We start from the raw sequence: 23,825 nt of genomic DNA on the forward strand, positions 1-23,825 counted from the left end.
GAGAAGCACGCGTGCCTGCAAGGGCCGCGTGCTCTTGCATTATGGGGCAGATCTAGCGGGCTTCTGGCACACCATTGCGCCACTCATAGACAATGTAGTCCGGCAGATTGCTGTCACCGTTGCCGTCGAAGGTTACATCTCCGAGCACCGTGTCGAAGGTTCCTTCCTGAAGAGCAGTCGCCACGCCTTGCAACGCCGTACCACCAGCGACCTCGACAGCCTGTGCCCAGGCCTGAATTGCGGCATAGGTCGTCAATGTGAAACGATCCGCGGAAGCTCCCGCCGCTTCCAGATCAGCAACCAGTTCCTGCGCTTCGGGGCGATCCCGGGGGATCTCCGGATAGGTCAGCAAGGTTCCATTCCCCGCCTCACCTGTTACGGACCAATAGTCTTCCGTCATCAGTGCATCACCGGCCACCAGCACTGCGCCCAACCGCTGACGGTCCATCTCCAGCTTTATCAGCCCCGCTTCCGGGTGATAACCGCCCAGGTAAACAACATCGACAGCCTGAAGCTTCAATTGCGACACGAGGCTGCGGAAATCGTCACCGCCTGCGTCAAACCCCAGCGCCATGCTCTCGCTGGTTCCCAGCTCGTTCACGACCGCCTTGACCGCGTCGGCAAGACCTTTGCCGTAGGCTGTCTTGTCATGCAGAATTGCAATTCGTTTGTCGCCGAATTCATTCACCAGCAACTTGCCGGCCACGTCCGCCTGCCGGTCATCCCTCGGGGCGAGACGGAAGATGCCTTCGCCTTGCCGCTCGTCGGTGAATTTCGGTAGGGTCGTTGCCGGTGACATTTGAACGATCCCCTCTCCGGCATAGACTTCAGCGGCGGCAATAGAGCTGCTGAAACAAAGATGCCCGGCAACAAAGACAACGTCTCTGCCGATCAACTGGTTGGCCACGGCCACAGCCTGGTCCGCATCACAACCATCGTCGACGGTTTCCAGCACCAGAGTCTCGCCGTTGACCCCGCCGGCCGCATTGAGATCGGCAACCGCCTTTTCCGCGCCGATACGCATTTCTTCACCGAAAGCAGCAAACTGCCCTTTCATCGGCCCGGCAACAGCGATCCGGATGTCGGCGACAGCAGGTGTCGCAACGACGCTGTAAGCCAGGAGGCCAGCACTGGCCAGAAACTGCTGAAAGGTCATTCGTCTCCCCAAGATCCGGTGATCGCCCCCTACCCCTAGCGCGGCCCGGTCCGCAGCTCAATCCGCACTTGTGGCTTAGGTGGCAAATGCGGAACACCTGCCCCATATGAATTCATGAGCTTTCCGGCCCACGACTTCGGTTGGAGGGGTTTACGAGATCTTCCGACGCTCGTTCATAAGGTGTTGACCTTGAAATATCAGAAAAACCGGTCAGCCTCGTGTCGGGCACAGCATGGTCTAGGCATCCTTTCCGTGGCCGCCTAAACTCCCGTCCGCGTCCGACAGACGAATGATTCCCGCTGAGCCGCCCAGGAGCCGACTTGATGTCCCCAACCTCTTCAGAACCCGAAGACCAGGACAGGCTTCCCCTGGAGACCGCCATTTTTAGGGAAGCCATGAGCCGGATTGCTGCAGCCGTCCACGTGGTGACCACTGACGGCCCCGGCGGCCGCATGGGTGCAACCGTTTCGGCTGCCTGTTCGGTCAGCGACGAACCCGCCAGCATTCTGATCTGCCTGAACAGGAAAACACGCATTCATGGCGCAGTTCTCGAAAACCGCTGCTTCTGCCTCAACACGCTCAGCGACGATCACGAGGAAATTTCCGACACCTTTGCCGGGCGAGACAAGCTGGACATGCCGCAAAGGTTCGAGAAAGGCGACTGGACAAGTCTGGCCACTGGCTGCCCCGCCCTCAACAGCGCGCGTCTCAGCGTCGATTGTGAAGTCTATTCAGTCACCGAAATGGGTACGCATTCGATCATCGTCGGCACCGTGACCGACCTTCGGATGACCGATCCCGGCAAATCCCTTCTCTATGTCCGCCGCGGCTACAAAAGCCTCGACACCTGACACGCAGCCGATCACACTCCTTATCGTCCACCTTCAATCGAGGACCGTCTGCCCATGGCCGGTTTACGCAACCTGATCACCGATGTCCCGGGCCTCAAGGTCGGCAATGCTTCCGATCTTGAACTGAAATCCGGTGCGACCGTGCTCGTACCGGACGAACCCGCGGTCACCTCGGTGGCCATTCACGGCGGTGCACCTGGCACCCGTGAAATCGCGCTCTTGGAGCCGGAGCAGACCGTCGAGAAGATCGACGCCATCGTGCTGGCCGGTGGGTCCGCCTTCGGTCTGGATGCCGGTGCAGGTGTCCAGGGACGCCTTGCCGAACTGGGTTACGGATTCCAGGTCGGCCCGGTCCGCGTTCCGATCGTTCCCACCGCCATCCTGTTCGACCTCCTGAACGGCGGCGACAAGAGCTGGGGACAGGCGGCGCCTTACCGGGATCTCGGCCGGTCTGCACTTGATGCAATCGGCCATGATTTTTCCCTAGGCTCCATCGGTGCCGGCACCGGAGCCACCACCGCAAATCTGAAAGGCGGCCTCGGGTCTGCCTCCCATGTACTGGAAAACGGCATTACGGTCGGCGCCATTGTCGCGGTGAACGCGCTTGGGCGGGCAACCGTGGGGGACAGCGCGCACTTCTGGGCGGCCCCCTTTGAAATCGGCGATGAGTTCGGTGGCCTGGGAATGGCGCATCCGCTGCCGCCGGACAGCATCACGGTCCGCACCAAACTTGACGGCCTCAAGGCCGGTGCCAACACCACGATCGCAGCTGTTGCGACCGATGCCATCCTGACCAAGGGCGAAGCGAAACGCCTCGCGGTCATGGCGCATGACGGGCTGGCGCGGGCTCTCTGGCCCGCCCACACACCGCTTGATGGCGATCTCGTCTTCGCCCTCTCCACGGGCCAACGCCGAATGGAAAACGGACTGGAAGACATGGTTCAGCTCGGTGCGGCAGCCGCTTCGTGCCTGGCACGTGCCATCGCCCGCGGCGTCTATAATGCGTCCCCGGCAACCGACGATCCGGTCCCAACGTGGCGAGAGCGGTTCGGAAGCTAGTCACCAGATCCGACGCGTGCTGACCTGCGTAAACTGGGCAGATTTTCCTGAAGGAGGTTCTGCCCATCATGACCCGCGTTCACCGTTTTCTGCTTCTCGCCATGTTCGCCATGGGTGTCGCTGCTTCTGTTCCGGCCGATGCCAAATCCCTGGTGCTGGAAGAATTCTTCCGCGGAAAAACGGTGGGCAAGGGCGTTTTTGAAAGCAAGATCGCCGGTGTCTACCGACCATTCACCGTCACGCTGACAGGAACCTGGAACAGCAAGACCTTTACGCTCCGGCTTCGCGAGGACTTCGTCTACGAAGACGGTGAACGTGATTCCAAGACCTGGTTCTTCCAGAAGGTTGCCGAAGACCGATACATCGGCCAGAGAGCCGACGTGCTGGGTCCGGCAAACGTTCGTACAGATGAAAATGGAGACCTTCGTTTCTCCTACGTCGCGAGCCTGGAGACTGAGAACGGGCCATTGCTGCTTCGTTTTGACGACACGCTGACACAGGTCGACAGAAACACGGTCAGGAACACCGCCAAGGTCATGAAGGCCGGGATTACGGTCGGTACGGTTTCGCTGACATTTAAAAGGTAAAGCTTCCAGAGCTCAGGTACGACTTGGCGCTTGATCGGGAGTGATTTCAAGCCTTTACTCTGCGGATGAAATTGTCCGTGGGGGCTTCATGATACCGATCCGGCACTTCCTGCCACATCTCCTGAACCTGATGTTTTCAATGGCTCTTGTGGTAGCGGGCCTTGCAAGCCAGTCAACCTTGGCAAGCGCGATGGGCACGGGCCTTGCCGAAACGCTTGAGAACAAACTGCTTGAACCGTTCGACGGCGACTTCGACGCCTTGCTCAAGCGTGGCTACATTCGGGTCCTGATCCCGTTTTCAAAGACAGGATACTTCATCGACAAGGGTGTTCAGCGCGGCAGCTCGGTTGATCTCATGACCGAGTTCGACAAATACCTGGACAAGATCCACGAGAAGAAGGCGAAGGATGCAAAGCTGGTACTTGTTCCGACCCCGAGAGATCACTTGTTTTCAGATCTTGCCGCGGGCAAAGGCGACATCGCGATCGGCAATCTGACCATTACCCGCGAACGGGAAGATCTGGTCGCCTTTTCGTCCCCTTTGCTGAAGGATGTGCACGAAGTACCGGTCACCGCCGCAGGGGTTGCCGACCTTCCCTCACCTGAAGCCTTGTCAGGTCAGACCGTTCACGTCCGCGCTTCATCTTCCTATTATCAGAGCCTCAAGGCACTTAACGATACGCTCGGCAAAAAAGGCGCCAAGCCGGTCGACATTGTGACCGCTGACGAGCACATGGAAGACGAGGATCTTCTGGAAATGGTGTCAGCCGGCGCCATTTCCATGGTGATCGTGGACCAGCACAAGGCCGAACTCTGGCTGGAAGTTCTGGACGGCCTGAAGATGCATCCCTCGGCAGCCGTGCGCACGGATGGAGAGATTGCCATAGCCGTTCGCAACAATGCGCCGGAGCTCCTGAAGGAAGTCGATGCCTTCGCCGCCACCGTGACAAAAGGCACCCTGCTCGGCAACATCATCCTCAAGCGATATCTGAAAGAGGCCGACTACCTCCGGGACATGCGCAGCGCGGACTACAAGAACGACCTCGCCAGTCTGCAAACCATTTTTCAAAAGTACGGCGACGAGTATGAGATCGACTGGCTTTTGATCGCCGCGCAAAGCTTTCAGGAATCACGTTTCGACCAGAAAGCGCACAGCCGCGCGGGCGCCGTTGGACTGATGCAGATCAAGCCGGCTACGGCCAAGGGCGACCCGATCAACATCAGCGGCATTGATGCAGATCCGGACAAGAACGTTCAGGCAGGCGTCAAATATCTTCGGTACCTTGCCAACCAGTATTTTGCCGGTCTTCAGACACGGGATGCCAACCAGACCTTCTTTGCGCTTGCGGCCTACAACGCCGGCCCCAGCCGGTTTGCCAAGCTGCGCGAGAAAGCCAAGCAACAGGGCTTTGACCCGGACAAGTGGTTTGACAACGTCGAATGGATCGTGGCTTCCGAAATCGGCCGGGAACCTGTCGATTACGTCGGCAACATCTACCAGTATTACGTCGTGTTCTTCAACGAACAGCAGCGTCGGCAAACGGAAGCCGCCGAGAAGGCGGCAGCTGGAAACTAGGATCACTCGCGGGCAACATGAGGACGTTCAACGAAGGCCGTTTGAACGTCCACCATGACCGATGCAAAACGCTTCAGGCAACCTTGCGACCAAGAGCAGCGGCCCGCGCCAGCATCTTCCGCTTTGCCTCGCCGCTCGAGCCGCGGATCGGCGAGAACATATGGTAGCCTTTGGGCTTGAGACCGCAGAAATCGAGGATCTGCTTCTCGGTCTGCTTTTTGGCACCGGCACCGTAAATCCAGGTGAAGTACCAACCCGGTGTGTCGGAAGTCACCAGAACCTGCGCGGTGCGGCCCTTGAGCAGTTTCTCAGGTAAAGGTTTTCCTTTCACGTATTGAAAGGACATGCCCGGCAGCAGGATCCGGTCGAACAACCCCTTCAACCTGCCCGGCAGACCGCCCCACCACAATGGGTGCGTGAGCACGAAATGTTCACACCACAGGATATCCTGCCACAGTGCTTCGAGGTCAGGCTCCAGAGGCTTCGCATCCTTGAAGGATGACACTCCGAAATCCGCGTCGAAGTCCAGGTCGGCCAGATGCCTGACCCGCACTTCGTTTCCACCCTTTTGCGCATGATTTGCATATTCCGCCGCGAGGGCGCCGCAAAACGTGTCCTTGGCCGGGTGTCCTTCCAATACCAGTACTCTTGTCATGTCCAACCTTGTGAGCTTGCAGGCGTCAAACGCCAAAATTGACCGTGGTCATTTTTTGACATTCCGCATCGCATCCGTCAAGATATTTTTTGACCACGGTCATTTTAACGGAAAATCATGACACGCAAACCACAACAGCGGAGCATTGCCACAAGGGCACGGGTACTGGCTGCCGCACGCGATCTCAGTCAAAAACACGGATTGGACCTGGTTACCGCGGAAGCGGTTGCTCAGGAGGCAGGTGTCGCAAAGGGGACCGTGTTCTCGCATTTCGGCGATATGGACGGCCTATTGTCCTACGTGCTGCTGGACCGGCTGAATGCCCTGCGTGCGGCGACGTCCGACGAAGCAGCAGAACCCGACCAATTGTCCGACCCTGTCGGACTGCTGACCCGGCGCATGATGGCGTTGATCGACGTCATCACCGACAGCCCGACAATCCTGCGGCTGTTCCTGGACAATATCGGTGTGACCAAACCCAATTGCGCTGCTGAATTTGTCGAAACTCTGGACGCCCTCGATGCGGAACTGGAGCATTTCCTGACGTTCTGGCAACAGGGGGCCAGCCTGAAGCCGGACCTGAGGCAGGATCGGTCACCCAAGGAAATGGTCGATGGCCTGATTGCCTTCATGATCCATGGAGCCATCCTGGTCAAAAGCCATCAACTGACTGACCGGGCGGAACTGGAACACCGGCTCCGCCGCCATGTCGAGGCTTTCCTGATCAGACAATGAGAGTGATCAAAGCGGGCTCGAATAGTGTGATTGCATCCTGATCGGCAGGGTTAGCTCAACCCTTCCGGTCTTCCGGCATTTCCCCCGGCCAGAACACGACGTGGTTCTCATAGTCTTCCAGAGCCATGCCGTCTTCGGGGATTGTCCGCCCGCGAACGGAAATGCCCGCCTGATGGACTGTTTCAGGATCTCCCGACACCAAAGGATGCCACCAGTAGAGATCCTTGCCTTCCCGCACCAGCCGATAGGCACAGGTTGGCGGCAGCCAGGTCAGTGTCCTCACCTCACCCGGTGTGAGCTGAATGCAGTCCGGCACGATGGTTGCCCTGTTGTCGTAATCCTTGCAGCGGCAGCTGGTGCCATCAAGCAACGTGCAGGCAACATCCGTCCAGACGATTTCGCCGGTGTCCCAGTCCTCAAGCTTGTTGAGACAGCAGCGTGCGCAGCCGTCGCAAAGCGATTCCCACTGGGACTGCGTCATGTCTTCCAGTGTGCGGGTTTTCCAGAACGGAAGCTCGCGTGAGGTATCGTCCACAGTCATGAAGTCTTGTGCGCCTTTCTTGGGCCGGAACAATCGGCGCCTATCATGCTACAGGCTGTCGGGCAACCCGGGCGAAAAAACGGGCTGTTTTTCCTCAATGAAATTGCAAGAACTTTAGGTAAACTGTTCCAATGAAAGGGGCACGTTGGCAACCAGTTTGCACGACCTCGAAAAACGGCTAGCTTGGGCCGATCCTTTTTGATCCGGAGACCTTGTTCGCGTGACGGACAAACCGCAATCAGATGATGTCGAAACCGGCAATCCGCCGGCGCAGAAGCCGCCGAAAAAGCGCAATCGTATTCGCCGCTTTTTCCTGGCGATCGATGCCCTTATCGACACGGCCCTGTGGAAGAGCGGAACAGCTATCCGCCGGATATTCGAAGGCTATGACGCCTTCTTGCGGCGGTTCCGGGCCAAGGGAATCTGGCGCGTTCTAGCCGAGCTTTCGTCTGACGGCCTGACTTACGGTCTTGCCGGTTTCATCGTGGTGCTGGCCTTCGCCCAGCCTGCCTTCGAGGCAACGCGCTATGCCGACTGGAAGACCACGGACGATTTCGCGGTGACCTTCCTGGATCGCTTCGGCAAGGAAATCGGCCGGCGCGGCATCGTTCTCAACGACAGCGTACCGCTTGAGGAAATTCCAGACTCCCTGATAAAGGCGACGCTCGCCACCGAAGATCGCCGTTTCTTCAGCCACTTCGGGATTGATTTTTTCGGCACCTTCCGGGCCATGGTCGAGAACGCACGCGCAGGCGGTGTCGTCCAGGGCGGTTCGACGCTGACCCAGCAGCTGGCCAAAAACCTCTTCCTGACCAACGAGCGCAGTCTCAGCCGCAAGATCAAGGAAGCCTATCTGGCGCTGTGGCTGGAAGCGAACCTTTCCAAGCAGGAAATCCTGAAGCTCTATCTCGACCGCGCCTACATGGGCGGCGGCGTCTTCGGGGTGACGGCTGCTTCCGAATTCTATTTCAACAAGAATGTGCGTGAGCTGACGCTTGCTGAAAGTGCCATGCTGGCAGGTCTCTACAAGGCGCCGACCAAATACGCCCCACACATCAACCTGCCTGCAGCCCGCGCGCGTGCCAACGAAGTCCTGTCCAACATGGTACAGGCCAGTTTCCTGACCGAAGGCCAGGTGATCGGCGCACGCCGTAATCCGGCCCTGGCTGTCGACAGGTCTCAGGAACAGTTGCCGGAATACTTCCTCGACTGGGCGCTTGAAGAGGTCAAGAAGCTTGCACGCCGGTATCCGGCACTTGCCCGCGACCGCATTGTGACCGTCCGCACCACACTGGACCCGGCGCTGCAGCGCCAGGCGGATCTGGCCGTGGAAACCGTGCTTCGGGAAAACGGAAATTTGCGCGACGCTCGTGAAGCGGCGATGGTTTCGATGATCCCGGACGGAGCCGTCGTTGCCATGGTCGGTGGCAGTTCCTATGGCGAAAGCCAGTTCAATCGCGCCGTCAACGCGCTGCGCCAGCCAGGATCCTCGTTCAAGCCTTTCGTCTACATGACGGCTTTCATGAACGGTTATACCTCGGATAGCGTGGTCTCCGACCGGCCGGTCTGGATCGGTAACTGGTCGCCCAAAAACTATTCCAGAAGCTACCGGGGCGCCGTCACGCTGAAAACCGCGCTCACCAAGTCCATCAACACCATTCCGGTGATCCTTTCCCTGGATTTCGGCCGGCAAAAAATCATCGATACGGCGTATCGCATGGGCCTGACCCACGAACTGGAAAACTCCGTGTCGCTGCCTATCGGCTCATCTGAAGTCTCCGTCATCGACATGGCATCGGCCTATTCCGTTTTCGCCAATGGCGGAACCAAGGCAGCGGCCTATGCGGTTCTGGAGATCAAGAACAGCGCCGGCAAGGTTCTCTACCGGCGTGAACGCGACGAGCCGCCTGCAGTTCGTGTCCTGCCGGAGGAGAAAGTTCAGGAAATGAACGAGATCCTGGTCAATGTGGTTGAGGCCGGCACGGCCCGCCGGGCGCAGATTGACGGCGTGGTGGCAGCCGGAAAGACCGGAACCACCAACGCTTACCGTGATGCCTGGTTTGTCGGCTACACCGGCAACTTTGCCACGGCCGTCTGGTTCGGCAACGACGATTTTACCTCCACGCGACGTGTCACCGGCGGCAGCCTTCCTGCCATGGCCTGGCAGAAATACAACGCCTTTGCCCACAATGGCATCGAGCTTGCACGGATGCCCGGTGTCGATCCGGAAAGCTTGCCCCGTCTGGCCCGAACCGCACCGGCAAGGCTGGCTACAGACACCAGCGACACTGCGCAGCCACGGGTCCTGAAACGGCGCACCCAGGATCTCCTCTTGCAGATCGGTCAGGATCTGCGCCTGCTGCTTGAACAAAAGAGCGCCGATGTCGCCCCCGCTCAAGGGCCTGCCAACACCGATGTCGCGGCGGTGCAATGAGCGATACAGGATTCCGGCCCGCACATGGCGAAGCAGACTGGTATGACGAAAGGCTTCCCCGTGCCATCCGCTCGCATCGGGGAAATCCTTTTCGCACGCTCGCCACGGTGACGCTTGTCGTCGTTCTGGCCTCCTTGCTCGGCATAAGCTCCGCCTATCTGATCATCGAGCGGGAACAACCGCTCAACGCGGTCACCATCGGCCCGTGGCACGCCTATCCGAAAGCTGGCACCTCCGAAGCCGATCCCTATTCCGTGGCGATCTACACAAGAGGCGCCGTCATTCCCCTGGCGTCGGGCGAAGGGCTTGCTCTGGTCGCGCGCGAAGACAGCAATGGCCACCAGCTTGATCCGACATGTGAGTACCGTATCGCAGGCCAGACCCCGTCTGCCCGGCTCTGGACCATGACCGCGGTCGATGGCCACGGCCACCTGGTCAAGACGATGTCTGGCCGGGTGAACCTTGCAAGTGACGCCTTGTTGCGAAACGCGGACGGCACTTTCGAGATCGTCGCCGCCACCCGCCCCCACTCCGGCAACTGGTTGCCCCTGGCGAGCGATGCAAGGGCCGCGGACGGTCTGCGCTTCGTGCTCAGGGTCTATGACGCTCCGGTCACGACCGGTGCAGCCCTAGACGGCGTCAGCATGCCCACCATCGACAGGTTGGGCTGCCCATGACCCTTTCCTCACGTTTTTCCCTGTCGGTTGGCCTGCTGGCCACGCTGTGTCTTGCTGCCATCATTCACATCCTGGTGGTGCTGAGCATCCCCCAGAACGTTCTGCACAGTGCCTATGACAACATCGGCAACCACGGGCCGGACCGGCAATTCAATCTGCTGCCGGATGTCCACCCCGGCGAGGAGGCCCTGCCCGATCTTGATCCGGCCATGAAGCACGCTGCCTGCCGGTTTCAGCTCGCCGACGGGCCGGTTCTCTTCGATGCCAGCATTCCGGTACCCTTCTGGTCCATAGGACTGTTCAACGCGGCTGGAGAGGCCGTCTACAGTCTCAACAACCGCACCGCGGGTGCCGAGCGCCTGTCAATGCTGGTGCTGACCACGGAACAGCTGTCGATCCTGCGGGAGAACCCGCCGGAAAACCTGGAAGATCTCATCGTCATTGAAACGGAAGAGCCGCTAAGCGGTTTTGCGTTGCTGCGGGCCTATGTACCCCACCCGACCCGGGCGGACAGCATCGACCGCGCTCTCAGGGCCGCAAAGTGCGGCTCCATTCGCTAAGATACCTGCAATCATGAAAAACGGTCAGGCCGAAACACTGTCACGCCCCGACGCCGCAACTGGTCACGATATCGGAGAAACCGCGTTCCGCAGGTGAGAAATATCGTTGTCGGGCATACCGGTTGCAAGCGTCTGTTGCTGACCGTAGCTGGATCCGTTGCCGACCGGTGCTGCCTCATTGAGCGGTGACAGCGGACCGAGCGCCTCGAACAGGTCTCCTAGAAGATCCTTGTGACGCTTCCACCGACCGATCGATGATCTGAACATCGGCTTCCGCACCTGGAGATTGGAGAACGTCGTCACGGGACTGTCGCCGTTATAGAACTCCAGGCATTGTTCTTCCCAGTCCATGCCTGTGCACGCCAGCAGCGCCTTGCTTTCCTTTTCCTGGTTATGAACCAGGTCTTCGTAGGAAAGCGTGTGGATGCGAACCGGCAGAACCTTTTCCCAATGTTTCATCAGACCGTCGTAGGCAACGAAATAATTGCCCAGTGACTTCTGTGTCATGGCGTAGTTATGCGCGGGCGAAAGCGAATGCGACAGGAGCGAGACGCATGTGTCCGCAGGACAGCGAACGCAATGGATGAAAGCCGCTTTCGGAAACAGAAGGCTCATAAGCCAGAGCACTTCGAAATTATGCGGCATCTTGTCGGTGACACGGTCTGCCCGCCGATCAATTGCGCTCAGTTCCGCAAGGTACTGCCGTGCAAACTGCTTGAACTCACGCGGCCCGAGGCTCTTCAACCGGTTTTCCAGGGCAGCACTTGGCGCCCCCCGCAAACCCAGGTCCTGCTGCAGCAAGCGGAAATACGGAATTTCCGCACCGCTGGCGATGCGCGAGTGCCGGCTCACGATCTGCTCGGCCAGGGTCGTGCCTGAACGCGGCATGCCGAAAATGAAAACCGGTCGCTCCGAGGGATCCTCAAATTCCGTCCGTTCGGCGAAAAATGCCTCGTTGAACACGTCCTTCATGAACGCGATGCGCTCTTCATGGGCTTGCTGATCGAACGACTGGTAGCGCAACCGGCGGGCGGAGCGGTAATGCTGCGCAGCGCGCGCGGTGTCTCCCAGGTCGTAGTGGATCTTGCCGGCCGCCCAATGCAGGTGAGCGTGCTCCGGAGCAGGCAGTGCGCTTGCCTGTTTCAACAGGTCATCGATCTTTGCAAGTTCCGCCGGTTCTTCCCTGTAGGTGCGTGCCATCGTCAGGCAGTGAAGGGCCGAGGGCAGTTCCTTGCCCAATGCGATGGCTTTTTCGAACCAGGCGACAGCCTCGTCGATCTGGCCGACAGTGATATCGAGCTGGCCCATGCCGACAAGGGCATAACCATTTTCCGGATCGATCGCCAATGCACGCTGAAAGCTCTGTCGTGCCAGCACCGGCTGACGCTTGAGCGTGTAGAGGTCACCGAGATGGGCGTGGAAATCAGCGGCTTTGGGCGCAAGGGCCACAGCTTTTTTCAGCGATTTCAGCGCGCCGGCCAGATCGCCAGCGTTCATGAGGGCCAGACCGAGCAACTGATGCACCTGCGGATGCTTGCCGGCCTTGCGCTCAGCCTTCCTCAGCATCTCGATAGCAAGCCCCACGTCACCGTTCTGGTAAGCAGCAATGCCCAGCGAAAAATTTGCCTGCGGATTTTTGGGGTCGAGCTTCAGTATCTCCTCAAACATGCTGAGCGCGATTCCAATGCGTCCGGCATGTTGATGGGAGAGCGCTTCTTTGACGAGAAGCGTGATGTTCGGACTCATTCGACCACCTTCAGGTTCCCGGGAGTGACTACCCTGTAAACTAAACGGTTTAGTTCGACGCCTGAAGAACGGCAAGCCACAAAACCCCTTCAAAGACATCCTTTTGCCGGAAAAACGACCAAAATTAGGCTAAGAGCTTGTGATCACGTCTCTTTTTTCAGTGTTCACATTTTTTTGCATTGCAATAAACAAAACTTATGCGCGCATGCCCTTAAGGCAAGTCAATTTGACAAAAAGTGAAGCAGATCAAGTAAAACGAGATTTTGGCTGTTGTGTTTTCGTAAAAAAATAACGCTGAGCGGTATCGTTTAAAAATTTTGAATACGCTTAGCTTACGAAATAAATTCTCATAGGTTTCTTGTAAAAGAACCCGTCCAGAAGTCTTCTCAAAGATGTTTTTTCAGACCTTGAACGATCGCGCCTCCAGCCTGTGGAAAAGCAGTTCCGCCTCTACAGCCGAAAATGTATCCGCGCATCAGTAGATCTGACGTGGGCAGAATATAGCACTCAATAAAATGTCAGAATTCAGGCCTGAAATTCTGAAGCGGGCTATTTCACGACCGGCGCGCGTTCAGTTCCCCACCCGGTATAGATCCGGGACCTGCGAACAGGCTTGTCGTCCCCATAACGCTTGTCCGGATCGCAACCGGCTTCGGCAATGCGAACCTGGCCTTCCAGTTCCCGAATGGCGTTATTGACCTTCCAGACGCGATCGCGGGTCGGCGTTTCGATCTCCAGTCCGTCAAGCGCCTTCTTGTAGGCTATGATCCGATACCGCAGTGCCTGACCGACCCATTTGATCATCACCCGGTTTTCCCAGACGCGCGCCTTCGCACCTTCATAGGTTTCCTCGGACTTCACCGGCTTGTTCTGCAGAACTCGCAGCCGCTCGTCATCCGCGGCCTTCACACGCAAGGCCACTTCGCAGAAAGGCATCACCAGCTCCGCATCGCCGGATGCGTCAGCGGCAATCTTGTCGTAGCGGGCATCGGAAGACTGGAACTTGTCTGAGCGCAGATAGATCAGATAGAGATCAGGCGGCACACGCCCCTCAACTTCCGGAAGAACGCGTGTTCGCGACAGCTCAACCATGGTCCCGCCGATCCAGTCCTTGGTCCATGGCGGACGGATCAGCGTCCAGCCGCGGTTGCGCATCAGCTTTTCGTCGTTCGTGTAGTTGAACTTGGAAACCGGATCACCGCGCAGGCGCGCTGCTTCGTCGCCCGCCGCCGGCATCACCCTGTCATGAATGACGGATGGCCTGGCACGATCAAAATCCCCTGTCGGGCGCGTACAGGCAGCAAGGCTGACGGCAATCAGCACGGCAGCGACGGCAATGGCGCCCTGCCCTGATCTGCGACCGCTCTCCGCGAGGGATGCGGTGGCGGATTGTTCCGCTTTGCCTTTGCCCATCGGGCGCTTCTCCAGGCCGCTAAAAAGAAACTTCTCCTGCGCGGCTGGAGAGGCTTGGACCGTCAGTCCTTGTCGGAGCCAGCAGGTCCGGCCGCTTTTCCGATGGTCGCGATTCGTGCGGCAAGATCAAGGTCATGGCGCTCGTACCGGACACCTGGGAAGAGGATAACTTCTCCAAAGGTCTCTCGGCTTGCCATACGGCGCTGATTGGAACGATAGCCCACACGTGCTGCGGGGCGTTGAGCTGATGTAAAGTCCAACAAGGTGCCCATCGTCTCCTCCTTCGGTTCCGATCTCCCCTGACGGCGTATTACCGGCGGGGAACGGTCAAACGGGCGACGCATTACTTCCTGCTCTTCATTAAGAAGCTGTCAGGGTTAACAGCATGCTAACGCTTTTCCTGCAATTTGAACGAAGCAAGTTCCTCCGGTGGTCCGGTCTTTCGTATTTTGTAGACGGGTGTCATGCGCCAAACCCAACATTTCAGTCAGCCTTTGCCGAATTCCGCTTCACCGGACAAATCCGCGTCCACAAAGGGCGATGATCGTGGTGTCCTTCTGGCCGCAAGTGAGCTGTTTGCCGGACGCACTCGGCATGATGTTGAAGAAAAACGCATTTTTCTGGAGTTGGCATCAAACTTCCTGCCTAAAACCTCACTGCCGGACAGGCGCCGGATCGCAAATCTGCTGGCTGCGCATCCGGAAATTCCCGACGACCTCCTGACGCAGCTCGCATCCGACGAAGACGAACTGACGGCCTATCCGGCCCTTCGTTACAGTCCGAGGCTTTCTGTGGATCTCCTTTTGAAGGTTGCGGAGGCCGGTCCGGATTCCCTCCGCAAAGCGGTCGCCAACCGGCCATCCTTGCGCGAATCGGTGATCACGACATTGTGCGAACACGCCGGAGCCCCTGTAATCCGTATCCTTCTCGACCGGGAAGACGTCACCCTGACACAAGCTCATCAGGCAAAACTCAGTTGTCGTAGTGACATCGTTGCCACTCTTGGTTTAGAATTGGCAGGCCAGGACGCATTAAACCCGGATGGACTTATGGGACAATTCCTGCATTTACCAGCTCCGCTCAAATCGAAAGCGATCGCCGCGGCGGAGATGACCAGCCTGGTCAAACAGGCACAAACCCCTGGTTCCGCAACCGACAGACGCACGGACACCGCGCGCCTCAAATTGCGGGACGCACTGGTGAGCGAAGCCCTTTTCCAGCAGCGGTCCCGTTTTGCGGATCTCCTGGGCCAGGGGCTCGGACTGCCGCAGACCACTTGCGATCTGCTGATGCATGACGATCAGGCCGAAGGTCTGACCGTTGCATTGAAAGCGCTTGGTATGTCGGCGTCCGAAGTCACGACCGTGATGATCCGCATGCTGGGTGAAAACCTGTCACTGGAAAGACTGCGCGGCCTGCTGCGCCTCCATCGCACGCTCAGCCAGGGCGCTGCCGAGGTGCTGGTCGGACAGTGGATCCTGCATGACCAGGTCACTCAGCCCGTATCTGCACAGCTTGACTCGCAATATCAGGATGCTTCGCGCCGCGATGCGGCGACAACGGACGGACAGAAGTTTGGTTTCGCTCAAGCCGAAACCACTCGCAAGTCGAACCGTTCCTGAGAACACCCGCTCAAGCACTGTGTTGCGGGAGGGCTGAACGCCCATATTTAAATCTGCATTAAAAGCGGAAGAGGTTTGTGTCGGGCTTCGGCTCATCCTGCACCAATGGCAGGTCAATCCTGCCATCGCGTGCTTCGATGTCCACCAGCCAATAGTCCGGATCCATTCGCGCTTCGCTTGCCAGCCGCGCGTCTATCGTTTCCCTGTCCGCCCGTTCGAAGACACTTTCGAACAAGCGCCCCTGCGGCAGACTGCTGAACATGGCTTGCGGCGCCGGGCCATAGAAGTCGAAGCTACCGTCAAGACGGTCCACACAGATAAAGACCGCACCGGCTTCGGAAGCCCCTTTCCTGGAAACAGCTGCAAAGCCGCCCTCGCCGAATACGCGTCGGACCAGTGCACTGACGAAAAACTCAGATGTAACCCGCATGCTGACCGCCTCTGCCGAACCCGCCGGCACTCCCAAAGATGGAGAGGGAAGGCCCTGCTCTACGACAGTTGCGCTCACGCGGCAACTTGCCGTCCGGCAATCTAGCCGGACAGCGATCGGCCACTGACCATTTCCAGGCGCTCGATGACCTTGGTGCCGGGTTCGCCCGTCAACGGCAGGCCCCTGTCAAATTCGAACCGCCGGATGGCAGCGGTGGTATTGGCTCCCATCACGCCGTCCGCCTTCAGCGGACCGTAGCCGAGTTCGGACAACGCCTGTTGGATCTTCATCAACTTCGGATCGGACTCTACACCGGCATCGGCACTTTCGTCGGCACCGGCATCAAGAACTTCAGCGCCGTCTTGTCTAGTCGTACCCGAGAACCCGGGCTTCGGACGAGGCACGGGACCATTCACGGACGTTACGGGGCTTTCTCCCTGCATCAGCACCAGAGCAAGCAGCGCTTCCGTTGCCTCTCCGGTCTCGATCTGTCCGGCGTGACGTTCAAAACCACGGATGGCCCGCTCGGTCGCCGGGCCGTTCAGTCCGTCCAGAGGCCCTTCGTACAGGCCGATCTTGCGTAGGGAAATCTGCAGGTCGAGCACAAGGGTGGAGATCTCCTGCACCTGAAGCCCGGGACTTCTGCCATCCGGTTCCGGCAGCTGCATGGTATCCGGTCGATCTCGTGTCGTGAACAGCGGCGCCGGATGCCGGCCAGGCTGCAGGCCGACCGCATTGGCCACGATCAGGCATGCCGTCAGCCCCATCACCACAGTACCACCCGCTGCGACAGGATTGTCGAGCGCCATATGACCGGCCTTCGCCATCAGGGATTCCGACGACTTTGCTTGCTGCGCCTTGGTCTGCTTTGTCGTTTTCTTTGCTCTTGCCATTGCGCCTATGCCGATCTTGCCAATTGCTCGACACGGAGCACCTCGCCGGTCCGACCGGCGCTCTGCTGCGCTTGCGTCCGAAGCGGCAGGGTCACAGTCACGCTTTCCCCCTGTCCCAGAATGGTCTGAACAGTCAGGCTGCCGCCCATGCGCTCCAGAAGCGCCCTTGAAACGCCCAGCACGGTTGCCGCGGCCTCGGCGCTCCAGCAAAGGCTGGACTGGCGGTTCTTCACCGAAAACACATAGTCGGTGTAGCCTGTACCGAGATCGACACCAACGCTCACCACGGCGCCAGCCTCGGAAGTTTCCACCATATCCACCAGCAGGAAACACAGCGCCTGCCGCAGCAATTTTCTGTCGGCAGCAACCAGCGGACTGTCCTGGCCGGGTTCCATTTCCAGAGAAACACCGCGACGCACGGCCACCCTTGCGACCATGTCCATGCATTGAACGAGACAGGCTTCGACATCAACACCGGTAATCTCCGGTTCGCCGGGAGATCTGTCTTCCGGAACCAGATCCAGAGCCGCAGTGAGCGAGGCCAGGCCCCGTTCGCCGGTTTGCCGCAGGGACTGTACCGCCAACTTGAGCACAGGATCGGAGGTATCACGCCCCAGGCGCTCGAGACGTTCGAATTGCGCCAGAATGTCCGACAGCGCCTGCGAAGCCTCAACGCCCGCCGTTTCAAGCATGTCCCGCGAAATTCGGTCCGCGCGTGCGCTTCCGTCTGTGGCGGATCCCGCGGTCTTGCCTGCCGACGGCTCGATGGGTTCAAGAGGACGAAGCGTCAGCAGAAGTGCCGCACCGTTTGCAGATGACGGGCTGTTCTGCCGGCTGGCACGCAGTTGTACTTCCAGACGCCGGTAGTCGGCCTGCCCTGCTTCTCCCGGACGATTTGCGCCAACCCTCAAACGTGCCTCGAAGGTTCTTGTGGCGCCACTCAAACGGGCTTCGGAAAGACAGGTCAGATAAAGCGGCCGGTCTGCAACGTGAAGGCGCGGAAACAGCCAGTCCTCACCGCCTTCCACCGGCAGATGCCCGAGCACATCCTTCACCGGGCCGCCAATGACCTTGAGGCCACCGTCAGGCCCGAGTTCACAATAGATGTCGGAGACACTCTGACTGATCTGGAGGCGTCTTTCCTCCGTTGCCCTCACAACTTTTTGCGCAAGAGACCGGTCAAGCGCGATGCGGAGCGACAGCAAACCGACATAAAGCAGAGCCGCCAGGGTCGCAAACGGCGTTGCCAGCCCTGGAAATCCGGAAGCCGGAATGACAGGCAGAGGAACAAACATCAGGGCAAGGACCAGGGCACCGCAAAGCCCCGTCACGGCGAGTGCCGTCCGCCGGCTTGCTGCGAGCGCAGCCTCCATCGGCGGCACCAGCAACCAAGCCAGCGCAAAGGACAGCGCACCGCCGGTAACCGCGCAGACGCCGGCAACAAACACTGCGAACAGGGAAGCAGAAAGACCGGCAGCCTTGGACAGCGCCCCCGACTGGGACAGATAAAGCGCCAGAGGCCATTGGCTCAGCATCCAGGCGAGCGCGAGAAGAGTGGCTGCCTGAGGCGGTCCGGCCAGCGCCAGATGCAGTGGCAGTACCACCAGAGCCGCAGCGCCGCTGACGAAACAGCTGAGCAGAAACGAACGATGCAACGGTGCAAGAAAAGGATCGGAAGCAGCTTCGGGATGAATCATTCCATCCACGCGAGCCACCCAATGCCCCCAGACATTTTGCATGTTTTTCAGAAGGTTACGCAATCTACTCTACCACACAACAATCGCGGAAACATCCGCTCGCACCTTTTGTACGGCCATTGTCGGTTGCAGCACTTAAGGAACGATAAAGGATGAATCCAAATTGCGTTTTTTTCCGAAAAACCCATTGGCCTCAATATCTTGACCGGAATTAGCTAAAATTTGAATCAATATTTCAGAAAATACGATTTAAATACCTGATTTATTTTATGAAAATTGGCTTTTCCCGCTCAACCGGGGATTCTCATGTCGCTGGTAATGTGCGCTCATAACAAGCGTGCCAACGGCACAAAGGCACGCAAGACAGAACAGACTATGGGTAGCGACATGTTCTTTCTCTTGAGGACGGCCTTTTGGCTCACCTTGGTGCTCGTCCTGATTCCCCTCGGGTCAGATCAGGAAGACACTTCGACGGAAAACATCGATCCGGTGTCGGCCTTCCTGGCGGCACAGGCTACGATGTCGGACATCGGCGGCTTTTGCGGACGCAATCCGCAGGCCTGCGAAACGGGAGGCGATGCACTGACGGCAATCGGCAGCCGCGCACGCGACGGCGCTCGGATTGTCTATGAGTTTCTCGACACGCAGATTGCCGAGAAATCGGGAAGCGAACAGCTGGTGACCGGCTCGACGCCCGTACCGAGTGCTGGCACGACGTCCGGCCAGCCTTCTGGCCAGGAACCCCAGGTTTTCGCCGGCACACCATCTTGGCAGCCGGTCTTTGATAACGTCTCTTCCAAAGAGGCAGTGCTTGGGCCGGTGCCACGGCCCAAACCACGCTCAGGCCAAAAGACCTGAGCACACTGGTCGTTCAAGATCCTACGACCTCCTGGATCTGAAAACGGCCGATTGCGCCCCCGCTGGAGCGCTGCTGCACGGCAGCAACGCAAAGACGGCTTCACTTCAGCGGATTGTTCCGCTGCGCCGCAGATGGAAAGCTGCCCATTTCATCTGCGGCGTATCTTTATTCTCCCCCCTCTCTCGCACCTGCCGGCATTTGCACTTTGCCGCTCACGAGTTATATGAAGGCGGACAAGACCTTCAAAGACCGGTGCCATGACCACAACCTTGAGCGAAATCCTTGAGACGTTTGATTTTCTCGACGACTGGGAAGATCGCTACAAATACCTCATCGACCTTGGCAAGGAGATGCCTGATCTTGCCGACGCCGAAAAGACCGATGCCAACAAGGTGCGCGGTTGTGTGTCGCAGGTCTGGCTGATCACCTCCATCGACAAGACAGGCGACGGCACACCTGTGCTCAGCTTCCGGGGTGACAGCGATGCGCTTATCGTGCAAGGGCTCGTGGCCATCGTCACCTCGTTGTTCAGTGGCAAGACCGCGCAGGACATTCTTGACACCGACGTCGAAGGTATTTTTGCCAAACTGGGTCTGCAGGAGCACCTGACACCGCAGCGCTCCAACGGTCTCAAATCTATGGTCGGGCGCATCCGCAGCGACGCGCAAGGAGCTCTGGCAGCAGCCTGAGAGCCCTTCAATTTGATCACTCTGCTCTTTCGGCAAGTGCTTCAGTTGCGCTCACACCGAGCGCCATCCGCAATCAGCTGAAGATCTCCATCACAAAACAAAAAAAGAGCTGCCCATGGGCAGCTCTTTTGTACTTCGACCTGGGCCGAAGGATTTACTTGGAGCGCTTGCGCTGCTGGCCGAGGCCCATCTTCTTGGCCAGTTCCGAACGGGCAGCCGCATAGTTCGGTGCAACCATCGGGTAATCGGCACCCAGGTCCCACTTCTCGCGGTACTCTTCCGGGGTCATGTTGTAGTGCGTGCGCAGGTGGCGCTTCAGCGACTTGAACTTCTTGCCGTCTTCCAGGCAGATGATGTAGTCGGGCATGACCGACTTCTTCACCGGCACGGCAGGCTTCAGCGGCTCCGGCTCCGGCTCGGTGGAAGTGCTGGCAGTTCTCTGCAGCGCGCCGTAAACTTCGTTGATCAGGCCTGGCAGATCTGTTGACGCAACGGTGTTGTTGCTCACATAGGCTGAGACGATGTCTGCCGTAAGATCAATCAGATTCGCATCCACCGGACTGTCAGTCATATTTCACCCGTTCTCTACTGATTTCAAAATTAGCTTTGTGGTTTACCTGCAAAAAATGTCTGCCGAAAGCGGAACTAGAAATTCAGTTACTTGCGGGCCCAGAAATCAAAAACGATTCTACTTTGCAGGCAATCGTCACAGCCTTATATCGCCGCTTTCGTTGAACGACAACCCCGTAATTCAAATAAAAATCGATCAGAAGCAATAAAAATCAAATTGTACAAATATTGGCTATACCTATCGCACCTATTTCGACAATGAACCGATAGTATTGTCAGGAAATCTGTCTTTCAGGACCATTGCCGCACACCATGCCTCAGCTTTTCGGCCGGACAGTTTTTGCAAGGGCATCTTCCTTGGTATCGGCACAGGGACGGTAGCCGGCTGCGTATGCAGCTTTTGCCAACAAATGAGCCGAAATTGGGGCGGTGAGCAGGAAGAATACGACTCCGGCGATTGCCCGTGTGACAACGGCCAGATCGCCAGCGTGAACTGCCAGCGCAAGCAACATCACGCCCGACCCCAGAGTACCCGCCTTGGAGGCCGCATGCATTCGCATGTAAACATCTTTCAGACGGATGATGCCGATCGATGCGACCAGTGCGAAGGAAGCACCGACGACCAGCATGATACCGGTGATGATTTCAACGGCAGCATTCATTGTCCCGCCTCCCTGCGCTTAATGCTCTCTTCGACTTCGTCCATGATCGTCTTGTCGCCGGCAAGGCCGCGGTTCAGGACGAAGCGGGCGAAAGCGACGGTTGCCAGGAAGCCGACGAGGCCGAGCGTAATCGCAATGTCGATGTAAAGATAAAAGCCGGTGGAAACGCCGATGGCCGCGATAAAGCCGATCCCCACCGCGACCAGCATGTCCAGGGCGACAACACGATCCGGAAGGCTCGGTCCCTTGACCGTCCGCACGACGATGATGATGAAGGAAATCGTCAGCAGAGCCAGCGCGATCTTGACGCTGATTTCCAGGAAACCGGAAGAAAAGGTCTCAAACGGTGTCATCTGAACACCTCCAGGATCTTGCGTTCAAAACCGTTCTTGATGTCGTCGATCGTGGCTTGCGGGTCAGGCACGTCGATACAGTGCACATAAAGCGTCTTCCGGTCGTCGGAGACATCAACGGACAATGTGCCCGGCGTCAGGGTGATCAGATTGGCCAGCATCGTGATTTCGAAGTCCCTGTCCACTGTCAGCGGAAACGCGATGATGCCCGGCTGCAATTTGATCTTCGGCTTGAGCACGATGATCGCAACCCGCCAGGCCGACAGCACCAGTTCATAGACAAAGAGCACAGCCAGACCGAAGCCCTTGGAGACCCGCTGGAAATAGGCGGCAGTACCGACCTGTTCCCGGATCAGGTAAAGTGCGCCGAAACTGAGCACGAAGCCGAAGGCCAGATTGACTTCAGAGAAGCTGCCTGTGACAGCTCCCCAAGCCAGCATCAGAAGAATGTTGATGAGAAAGAGACTGGTCATCCCTGGCCCCCAAAGACTGAACGCAGGTAGCCGAGCGGTTCAACAATGCCGCTTGCCCCTCGCGTTGAAAGCTCCAGCATCCATTCCGGCTGCAGGCCGAAATAGACAACAAGCGCAGTCAGAATGCCGAGTGGCAACCAGACTGCGGCTCCGGAAAGTTGCACGCCGCCCTCGCCCGTCACGGCAACGGCCTGCCCGTCAGTAGTGCCTTCAGGTCCACCGCGCCAGAAGGCGAAGATCCAGACCCGGCCCATCGCCATGGTCGTCAGGAACCCGCTGACAAGAATGGCAGCACCCAGCCAGGTCCGACCGTCTGCGAAGGCCGCATCCACAAGAATGACCTTGGGCCAGAAACCGGAGAATGGTGGCAGACCCGAAACGGCAAAACCAAGTACCAGGAACACGGCTGCGAACACCGCACTCTTTTGATAGAGCCCACCCAGCTGCCTCAGGTCGTAGGAACCGCCCATCATGTTCATGATGCCCGCTGCCATATAAAGCGCCGTCATGACGATGATTGAATGGACCGCGTAGAAAATGGCACCCGAGACTGCCAGCGTCGAACCAACGGCAACACCGGCGAGCATCGACCCGATACCGGCAATGACAACATAGCCGAGCAGCCGCCGTACTTCACTCTGCGCCAGAGCTCCGATCGCCCCTGTCAGCAGGGTTGCGATGGCAACCAGCGCGATCACATCGGCCATATAGCCGCGGGAGGCCGGCAGGATCAGGACAAAGATGCGGATCAGCGCATAAACGCCGACCTTGGTCAGAAGGCCTGCAAATACCGCCGACACCACCACGTTGGGCGTGTGGTAGGACGCAGGCAGCCAGAAATTGACCGGGAATGCGGCCGCTTTCATGGCAAAGGCGAGGAAATAGAGCGCGGCAACCGTTGCCAGTGTGCCGGAAGCCGGATTTTCTAGGGCGGCAACCTTCATGGCGAGGTCCGCCATGTTGAGCGTGCCGAAAATTCCGTAAAGCAGACCTGTCGCGATCAGGAAAAGGTTCGTGCCGATCAGGTTCAGGACACCGTATTTGACCGCGCCGTCAAGCTGGATCCTGTCGTTGCCGAGAACCAGAAGCCCGTAGGACGAAATCAGCAGAACTTCGAACCAGACATAGAGGTTGAACACATCCCCGGTCAGGAACGCGCCGCAAACACCTGTCATCAGCAGTAGCAGGAACGGATAAAACCCATATCTGCGTCCTGTGCTGTCAACGGTGGCTGCGCCGAAAACACCCGCACAGAAGGCCACGATTGAGCCGATCAGTGACAGCGTGACACCAAGCGTATCCACTGTGAAGGCAATGCCGAACGGCGGCAGCCAGCTGCCCATCACCATGGTGATGACACCTTGATCGAGCACCCGGATCAACAGGGCAAGGTTAGCCAGCACCAGCAGTGCCAGGAAACCGATGCCGACTTTCGGCTGCAGATCGGTGTTCTTGCGCAGCATCAGGCACAGCGCACCGCCCAGGATTGTGATCAGCGAAGGCGCGACCACCAGCCAGTCACCCGCCGCAACGGGCGTAGTGACCATGGCCTGGGAAAGATCGACGGAAACGGAAGAACCGGCCATG

General features: G+C 58.4%; 25 protein-coding genes. 11 read left to right on the forward strand and 14 right to left on the reverse strand.

The annotated features are described in order from the left end of the window. Window positions 1-52: 52 nt before the first annotated feature. Complete coding sequence (locus tag J7447_RS09195; RefSeq protein ID WP_209169447.1) at window positions 53-1,156, reverse strand: branched-chain amino acid ABC transporter substrate-binding protein; 1,104 nt, start codon at window positions 1,154-1,156, stop codon at window positions 53-55. Window positions 1,157-1,479: 323 nt separating this feature from the next. Here J7447_RS09195 and J7447_RS09200 point away from each other — a divergent pair, with 323 nt between their 5' ends. From J7447_RS09200 to J7447_RS09215, 4 genes are all read left to right on the forward strand, one after another. After that, window positions 1,480-2,007: a flavin reductase gene (locus tag J7447_RS09200; RefSeq protein WP_209169448.1), complete on the forward strand. Its 528-nt coding sequence runs from the start codon at window positions 1,480-1,482 to the stop codon at window positions 2,005-2,007. A 48-nt stretch (window positions 2,008-2,055) separates the two neighbouring features. Continuing rightward, window positions 2,056-3,066, forward strand: coding sequence for a P1 family peptidase (locus tag J7447_RS09205; RefSeq protein ID WP_189640135.1), 1,011 nt, complete (start codon window positions 2,056-2,058; stop codon window positions 3,064-3,066). Between the two features lie 68 nt (window positions 3,067-3,134). Next, window positions 3,135-3,653, forward strand: a complete 519-nt coding sequence (locus J7447_RS09210) for a DUF3833 family protein (protein ID WP_209169449.1) — start codon at window positions 3,135-3,137, stop codon at window positions 3,651-3,653. Window positions 3,654-3,741: 88 nt separating this feature from the next. Further along, window positions 3,742-5,229 (forward strand): transporter substrate-binding domain-containing protein, encoded by a 1,488-nt coding sequence (locus tag J7447_RS09215; protein WP_209169450.1) that lies wholly within the window; start codon window positions 3,742-3,744, stop codon window positions 5,227-5,229. A 73-nt stretch (window positions 5,230-5,302) separates the two neighbouring features. Here the strand turns inward: J7447_RS09215 and J7447_RS09220 are convergent, their stop codons facing one another. Beyond that, window positions 5,303-5,884, reverse strand: coding sequence for an NAD(P)H-dependent oxidoreductase (locus J7447_RS09220; RefSeq protein WP_152506287.1), 582 nt, complete (start codon window positions 5,882-5,884; stop codon window positions 5,303-5,305). Window positions 5,885-6,001: 117 nt separating this feature from the next. On the opposite strand from J7447_RS09220, the gene J7447_RS09225 reads away from it, so the two are divergent. Further along, window positions 6,002-6,619: a TetR/AcrR family transcriptional regulator gene (locus tag J7447_RS09225; RefSeq protein ID WP_023001025.1), complete on the forward strand. Its 618-nt coding sequence runs from the start codon at window positions 6,002-6,004 to the stop codon at window positions 6,617-6,619. 55 nt (window positions 6,620-6,674) lie between these two features. On the opposite strand, the gene J7447_RS09230 is transcribed toward J7447_RS09225, so the two are convergent. Then, window positions 6,675-7,160, reverse strand: a complete 486-nt coding sequence (locus J7447_RS09230; protein ID WP_209169451.1) for a YcgN family cysteine cluster protein — start codon at window positions 7,158-7,160, stop codon at window positions 6,675-6,677. A 220-nt stretch (window positions 7,161-7,380) separates the two neighbouring features. Between J7447_RS09230 and J7447_RS09235 the strand changes: the two genes are divergently transcribed. Genes J7447_RS09235 through J7447_RS09245 form a run of 3 tightly spaced genes read left to right on the forward strand, consistent with a single transcriptional unit; the run spans window position 7,381 to window position 10,831 of the window. Then, window positions 7,381-9,594: a PBP1A family penicillin-binding protein gene (locus J7447_RS09235; protein WP_209169452.1), complete on the forward strand. Its 2,214-nt coding sequence runs from the start codon at window positions 7,381-7,383 to the stop codon at window positions 9,592-9,594. Further along, on the forward strand, window positions 9,591-10,271 hold the full coding sequence (locus tag J7447_RS09240; protein WP_023001022.1) for a DUF1214 domain-containing protein: 681 nt from the start codon (window positions 9,591-9,593) through the stop codon (window positions 10,269-10,271). The genes J7447_RS09235 and J7447_RS09240 overlap by 4 nt, the downstream gene beginning before the upstream one ends. Next, window positions 10,268-10,831: a hypothetical protein gene (locus J7447_RS09245; RefSeq protein WP_209169453.1), complete on the forward strand. Its 564-nt coding sequence runs from the start codon at window positions 10,268-10,270 to the stop codon at window positions 10,829-10,831. Before J7447_RS09240 ends, J7447_RS09245 begins: the two co-directional genes overlap by 4 nt. A gap of 63 nt (window positions 10,832-10,894) precedes the next feature. Here J7447_RS09245 and J7447_RS09250 read toward each other — a convergent pair whose 3' ends face one another. From J7447_RS09250 to J7447_RS09260, 3 genes are all read right to left on the reverse strand, one after another. Beyond that, the gene (locus tag J7447_RS09250; protein WP_209169454.1) at window positions 10,895-12,577 is read right to left on the reverse strand and encodes a tetratricopeptide repeat-containing sulfotransferase family protein; all 1,683 of its coding nucleotides are present in this window, start codon (window positions 12,575-12,577) and stop codon (window positions 10,895-10,897) included. A gap of 549 nt (window positions 12,578-13,126) precedes the next feature. After that, window positions 13,127-13,990, reverse strand: coding sequence for a hypothetical protein (locus J7447_RS09255; RefSeq protein ID WP_055654906.1), 864 nt, complete (start codon window positions 13,988-13,990; stop codon window positions 13,127-13,129). A gap of 62 nt (window positions 13,991-14,052) precedes the next feature. Beyond that, window positions 14,053-14,262, reverse strand: a complete 210-nt coding sequence (locus tag J7447_RS09260) for a hypothetical protein (protein WP_031269292.1) — start codon at window positions 14,260-14,262, stop codon at window positions 14,053-14,055. A 192-nt stretch (window positions 14,263-14,454) separates the two neighbouring features. Here J7447_RS09260 and J7447_RS09265 point away from each other — a divergent pair, with 192 nt between their 5' ends. Next, window positions 14,455-15,612 carry a DUF2336 domain-containing protein gene (locus J7447_RS09265; RefSeq protein ID WP_209169455.1) on the forward strand — a complete coding sequence of 386 codons (1,158 nt, stop codon included), beginning with the start codon at window positions 14,455-14,457 and terminating at the stop codon, window positions 15,610-15,612. A gap of 58 nt (window positions 15,613-15,670) precedes the next feature. On the opposite strand, the gene J7447_RS09270 is transcribed toward J7447_RS09265, so the two are convergent. The 3 genes from J7447_RS09270 to J7447_RS09280 form a co-directional block, all read right to left on the reverse strand. After that, entirely contained in the window at window positions 15,671-16,042 is a 372-nt protein-coding gene (locus tag J7447_RS09270) for a DUF1491 family protein (RefSeq protein WP_209169456.1), read from the reverse strand. Window positions 16,043-16,143: 101 nt separating this feature from the next. Then, window positions 16,144-16,869, reverse strand: a complete 726-nt coding sequence (locus J7447_RS09275) for a peptidoglycan-binding domain-containing protein (protein WP_209017902.1) — start codon at window positions 16,867-16,869, stop codon at window positions 16,144-16,146. Window positions 16,870-16,940: 71 nt separating this feature from the next. Further along, on the reverse strand, window positions 16,941-18,641 hold the full coding sequence (locus tag J7447_RS09280; RefSeq protein WP_209169457.1) for a HAMP domain-containing histidine kinase: 1,701 nt from the start codon (window positions 18,639-18,641) through the stop codon (window positions 16,941-16,943). A 297-nt stretch (window positions 18,642-18,938) separates the two neighbouring features. Here J7447_RS09280 and J7447_RS09285 point away from each other — a divergent pair, with 297 nt between their 5' ends. Beyond that, the gene (locus tag J7447_RS09285; protein WP_209169458.1) at window positions 18,939-19,490 is read left to right on the forward strand and encodes a DUF5330 domain-containing protein; all 552 of its coding nucleotides are present in this window, start codon (window positions 18,939-18,941) and stop codon (window positions 19,488-19,490) included. A 258-nt stretch (window positions 19,491-19,748) separates the two neighbouring features. Beyond that, window positions 19,749-20,180 (forward strand): SufE family protein, encoded by a 432-nt coding sequence (locus J7447_RS09290; RefSeq protein WP_023001012.1) that lies wholly within the window; start codon window positions 19,749-19,751, stop codon window positions 20,178-20,180. Between the two features lie 154 nt (window positions 20,181-20,334). On the opposite strand, the gene J7447_RS09295 is transcribed toward J7447_RS09290, so the two are convergent. The 5 genes from J7447_RS09295 to J7447_RS09315 all read right to left on the reverse strand — a co-directional run bounded on the left by J7447_RS09295 (window position 20,335) and on the right by J7447_RS09315 (window position 23,824). Further along, a complete protein-coding gene (locus tag J7447_RS09295) occupies window positions 20,335-20,751 on the reverse strand; it encodes a MucR family transcriptional regulator (RefSeq protein WP_006939826.1) in 417 nt (138 codons plus the stop codon). Window positions 20,752-21,067: 316 nt separating this feature from the next. Next, window positions 21,068-21,412, reverse strand: coding sequence for a monovalent cation/H(+) antiporter subunit G (mnhG, locus tag J7447_RS09300; protein ID WP_023001011.1), 345 nt, complete (start codon window positions 21,410-21,412; stop codon window positions 21,068-21,070). Then, window positions 21,409-21,765, reverse strand: coding sequence for a cation:proton antiporter (locus J7447_RS09305; protein WP_023001010.1), 357 nt, complete (start codon window positions 21,763-21,765; stop codon window positions 21,409-21,411). Before J7447_RS09305 ends, mnhG begins: the two co-directional genes overlap by 4 nt. Further along, window positions 21,762-22,238 carry a Na+/H+ antiporter subunit E gene (locus J7447_RS09310; protein WP_023001009.1) on the reverse strand — a complete coding sequence of 159 codons (477 nt, stop codon included), beginning with the start codon at window positions 22,236-22,238 and terminating at the stop codon, window positions 21,762-21,764. Before J7447_RS09310 ends, J7447_RS09305 begins: the two co-directional genes overlap by 4 nt. Beyond that, window positions 22,235-23,824: a Na+/H+ antiporter subunit D gene (locus J7447_RS09315; RefSeq protein WP_209169459.1), complete on the reverse strand. Its 1,590-nt coding sequence runs from the start codon at window positions 23,822-23,824 to the stop codon at window positions 22,235-22,237. The genes J7447_RS09310 and J7447_RS09315 overlap by 4 nt, the downstream gene beginning before the upstream one ends. Between the last annotated feature and the right edge of the window lies 1 nt (window position 23,825).

Origin of the sequence: Labrenzia sp. R5_0 (assembly GCF_017743835.1) — a bacterium.
GTDB lineage: Bacteria > Pseudomonadota > Alphaproteobacteria > Rhizobiales > Stappiaceae > Roseibium > Roseibium algicola.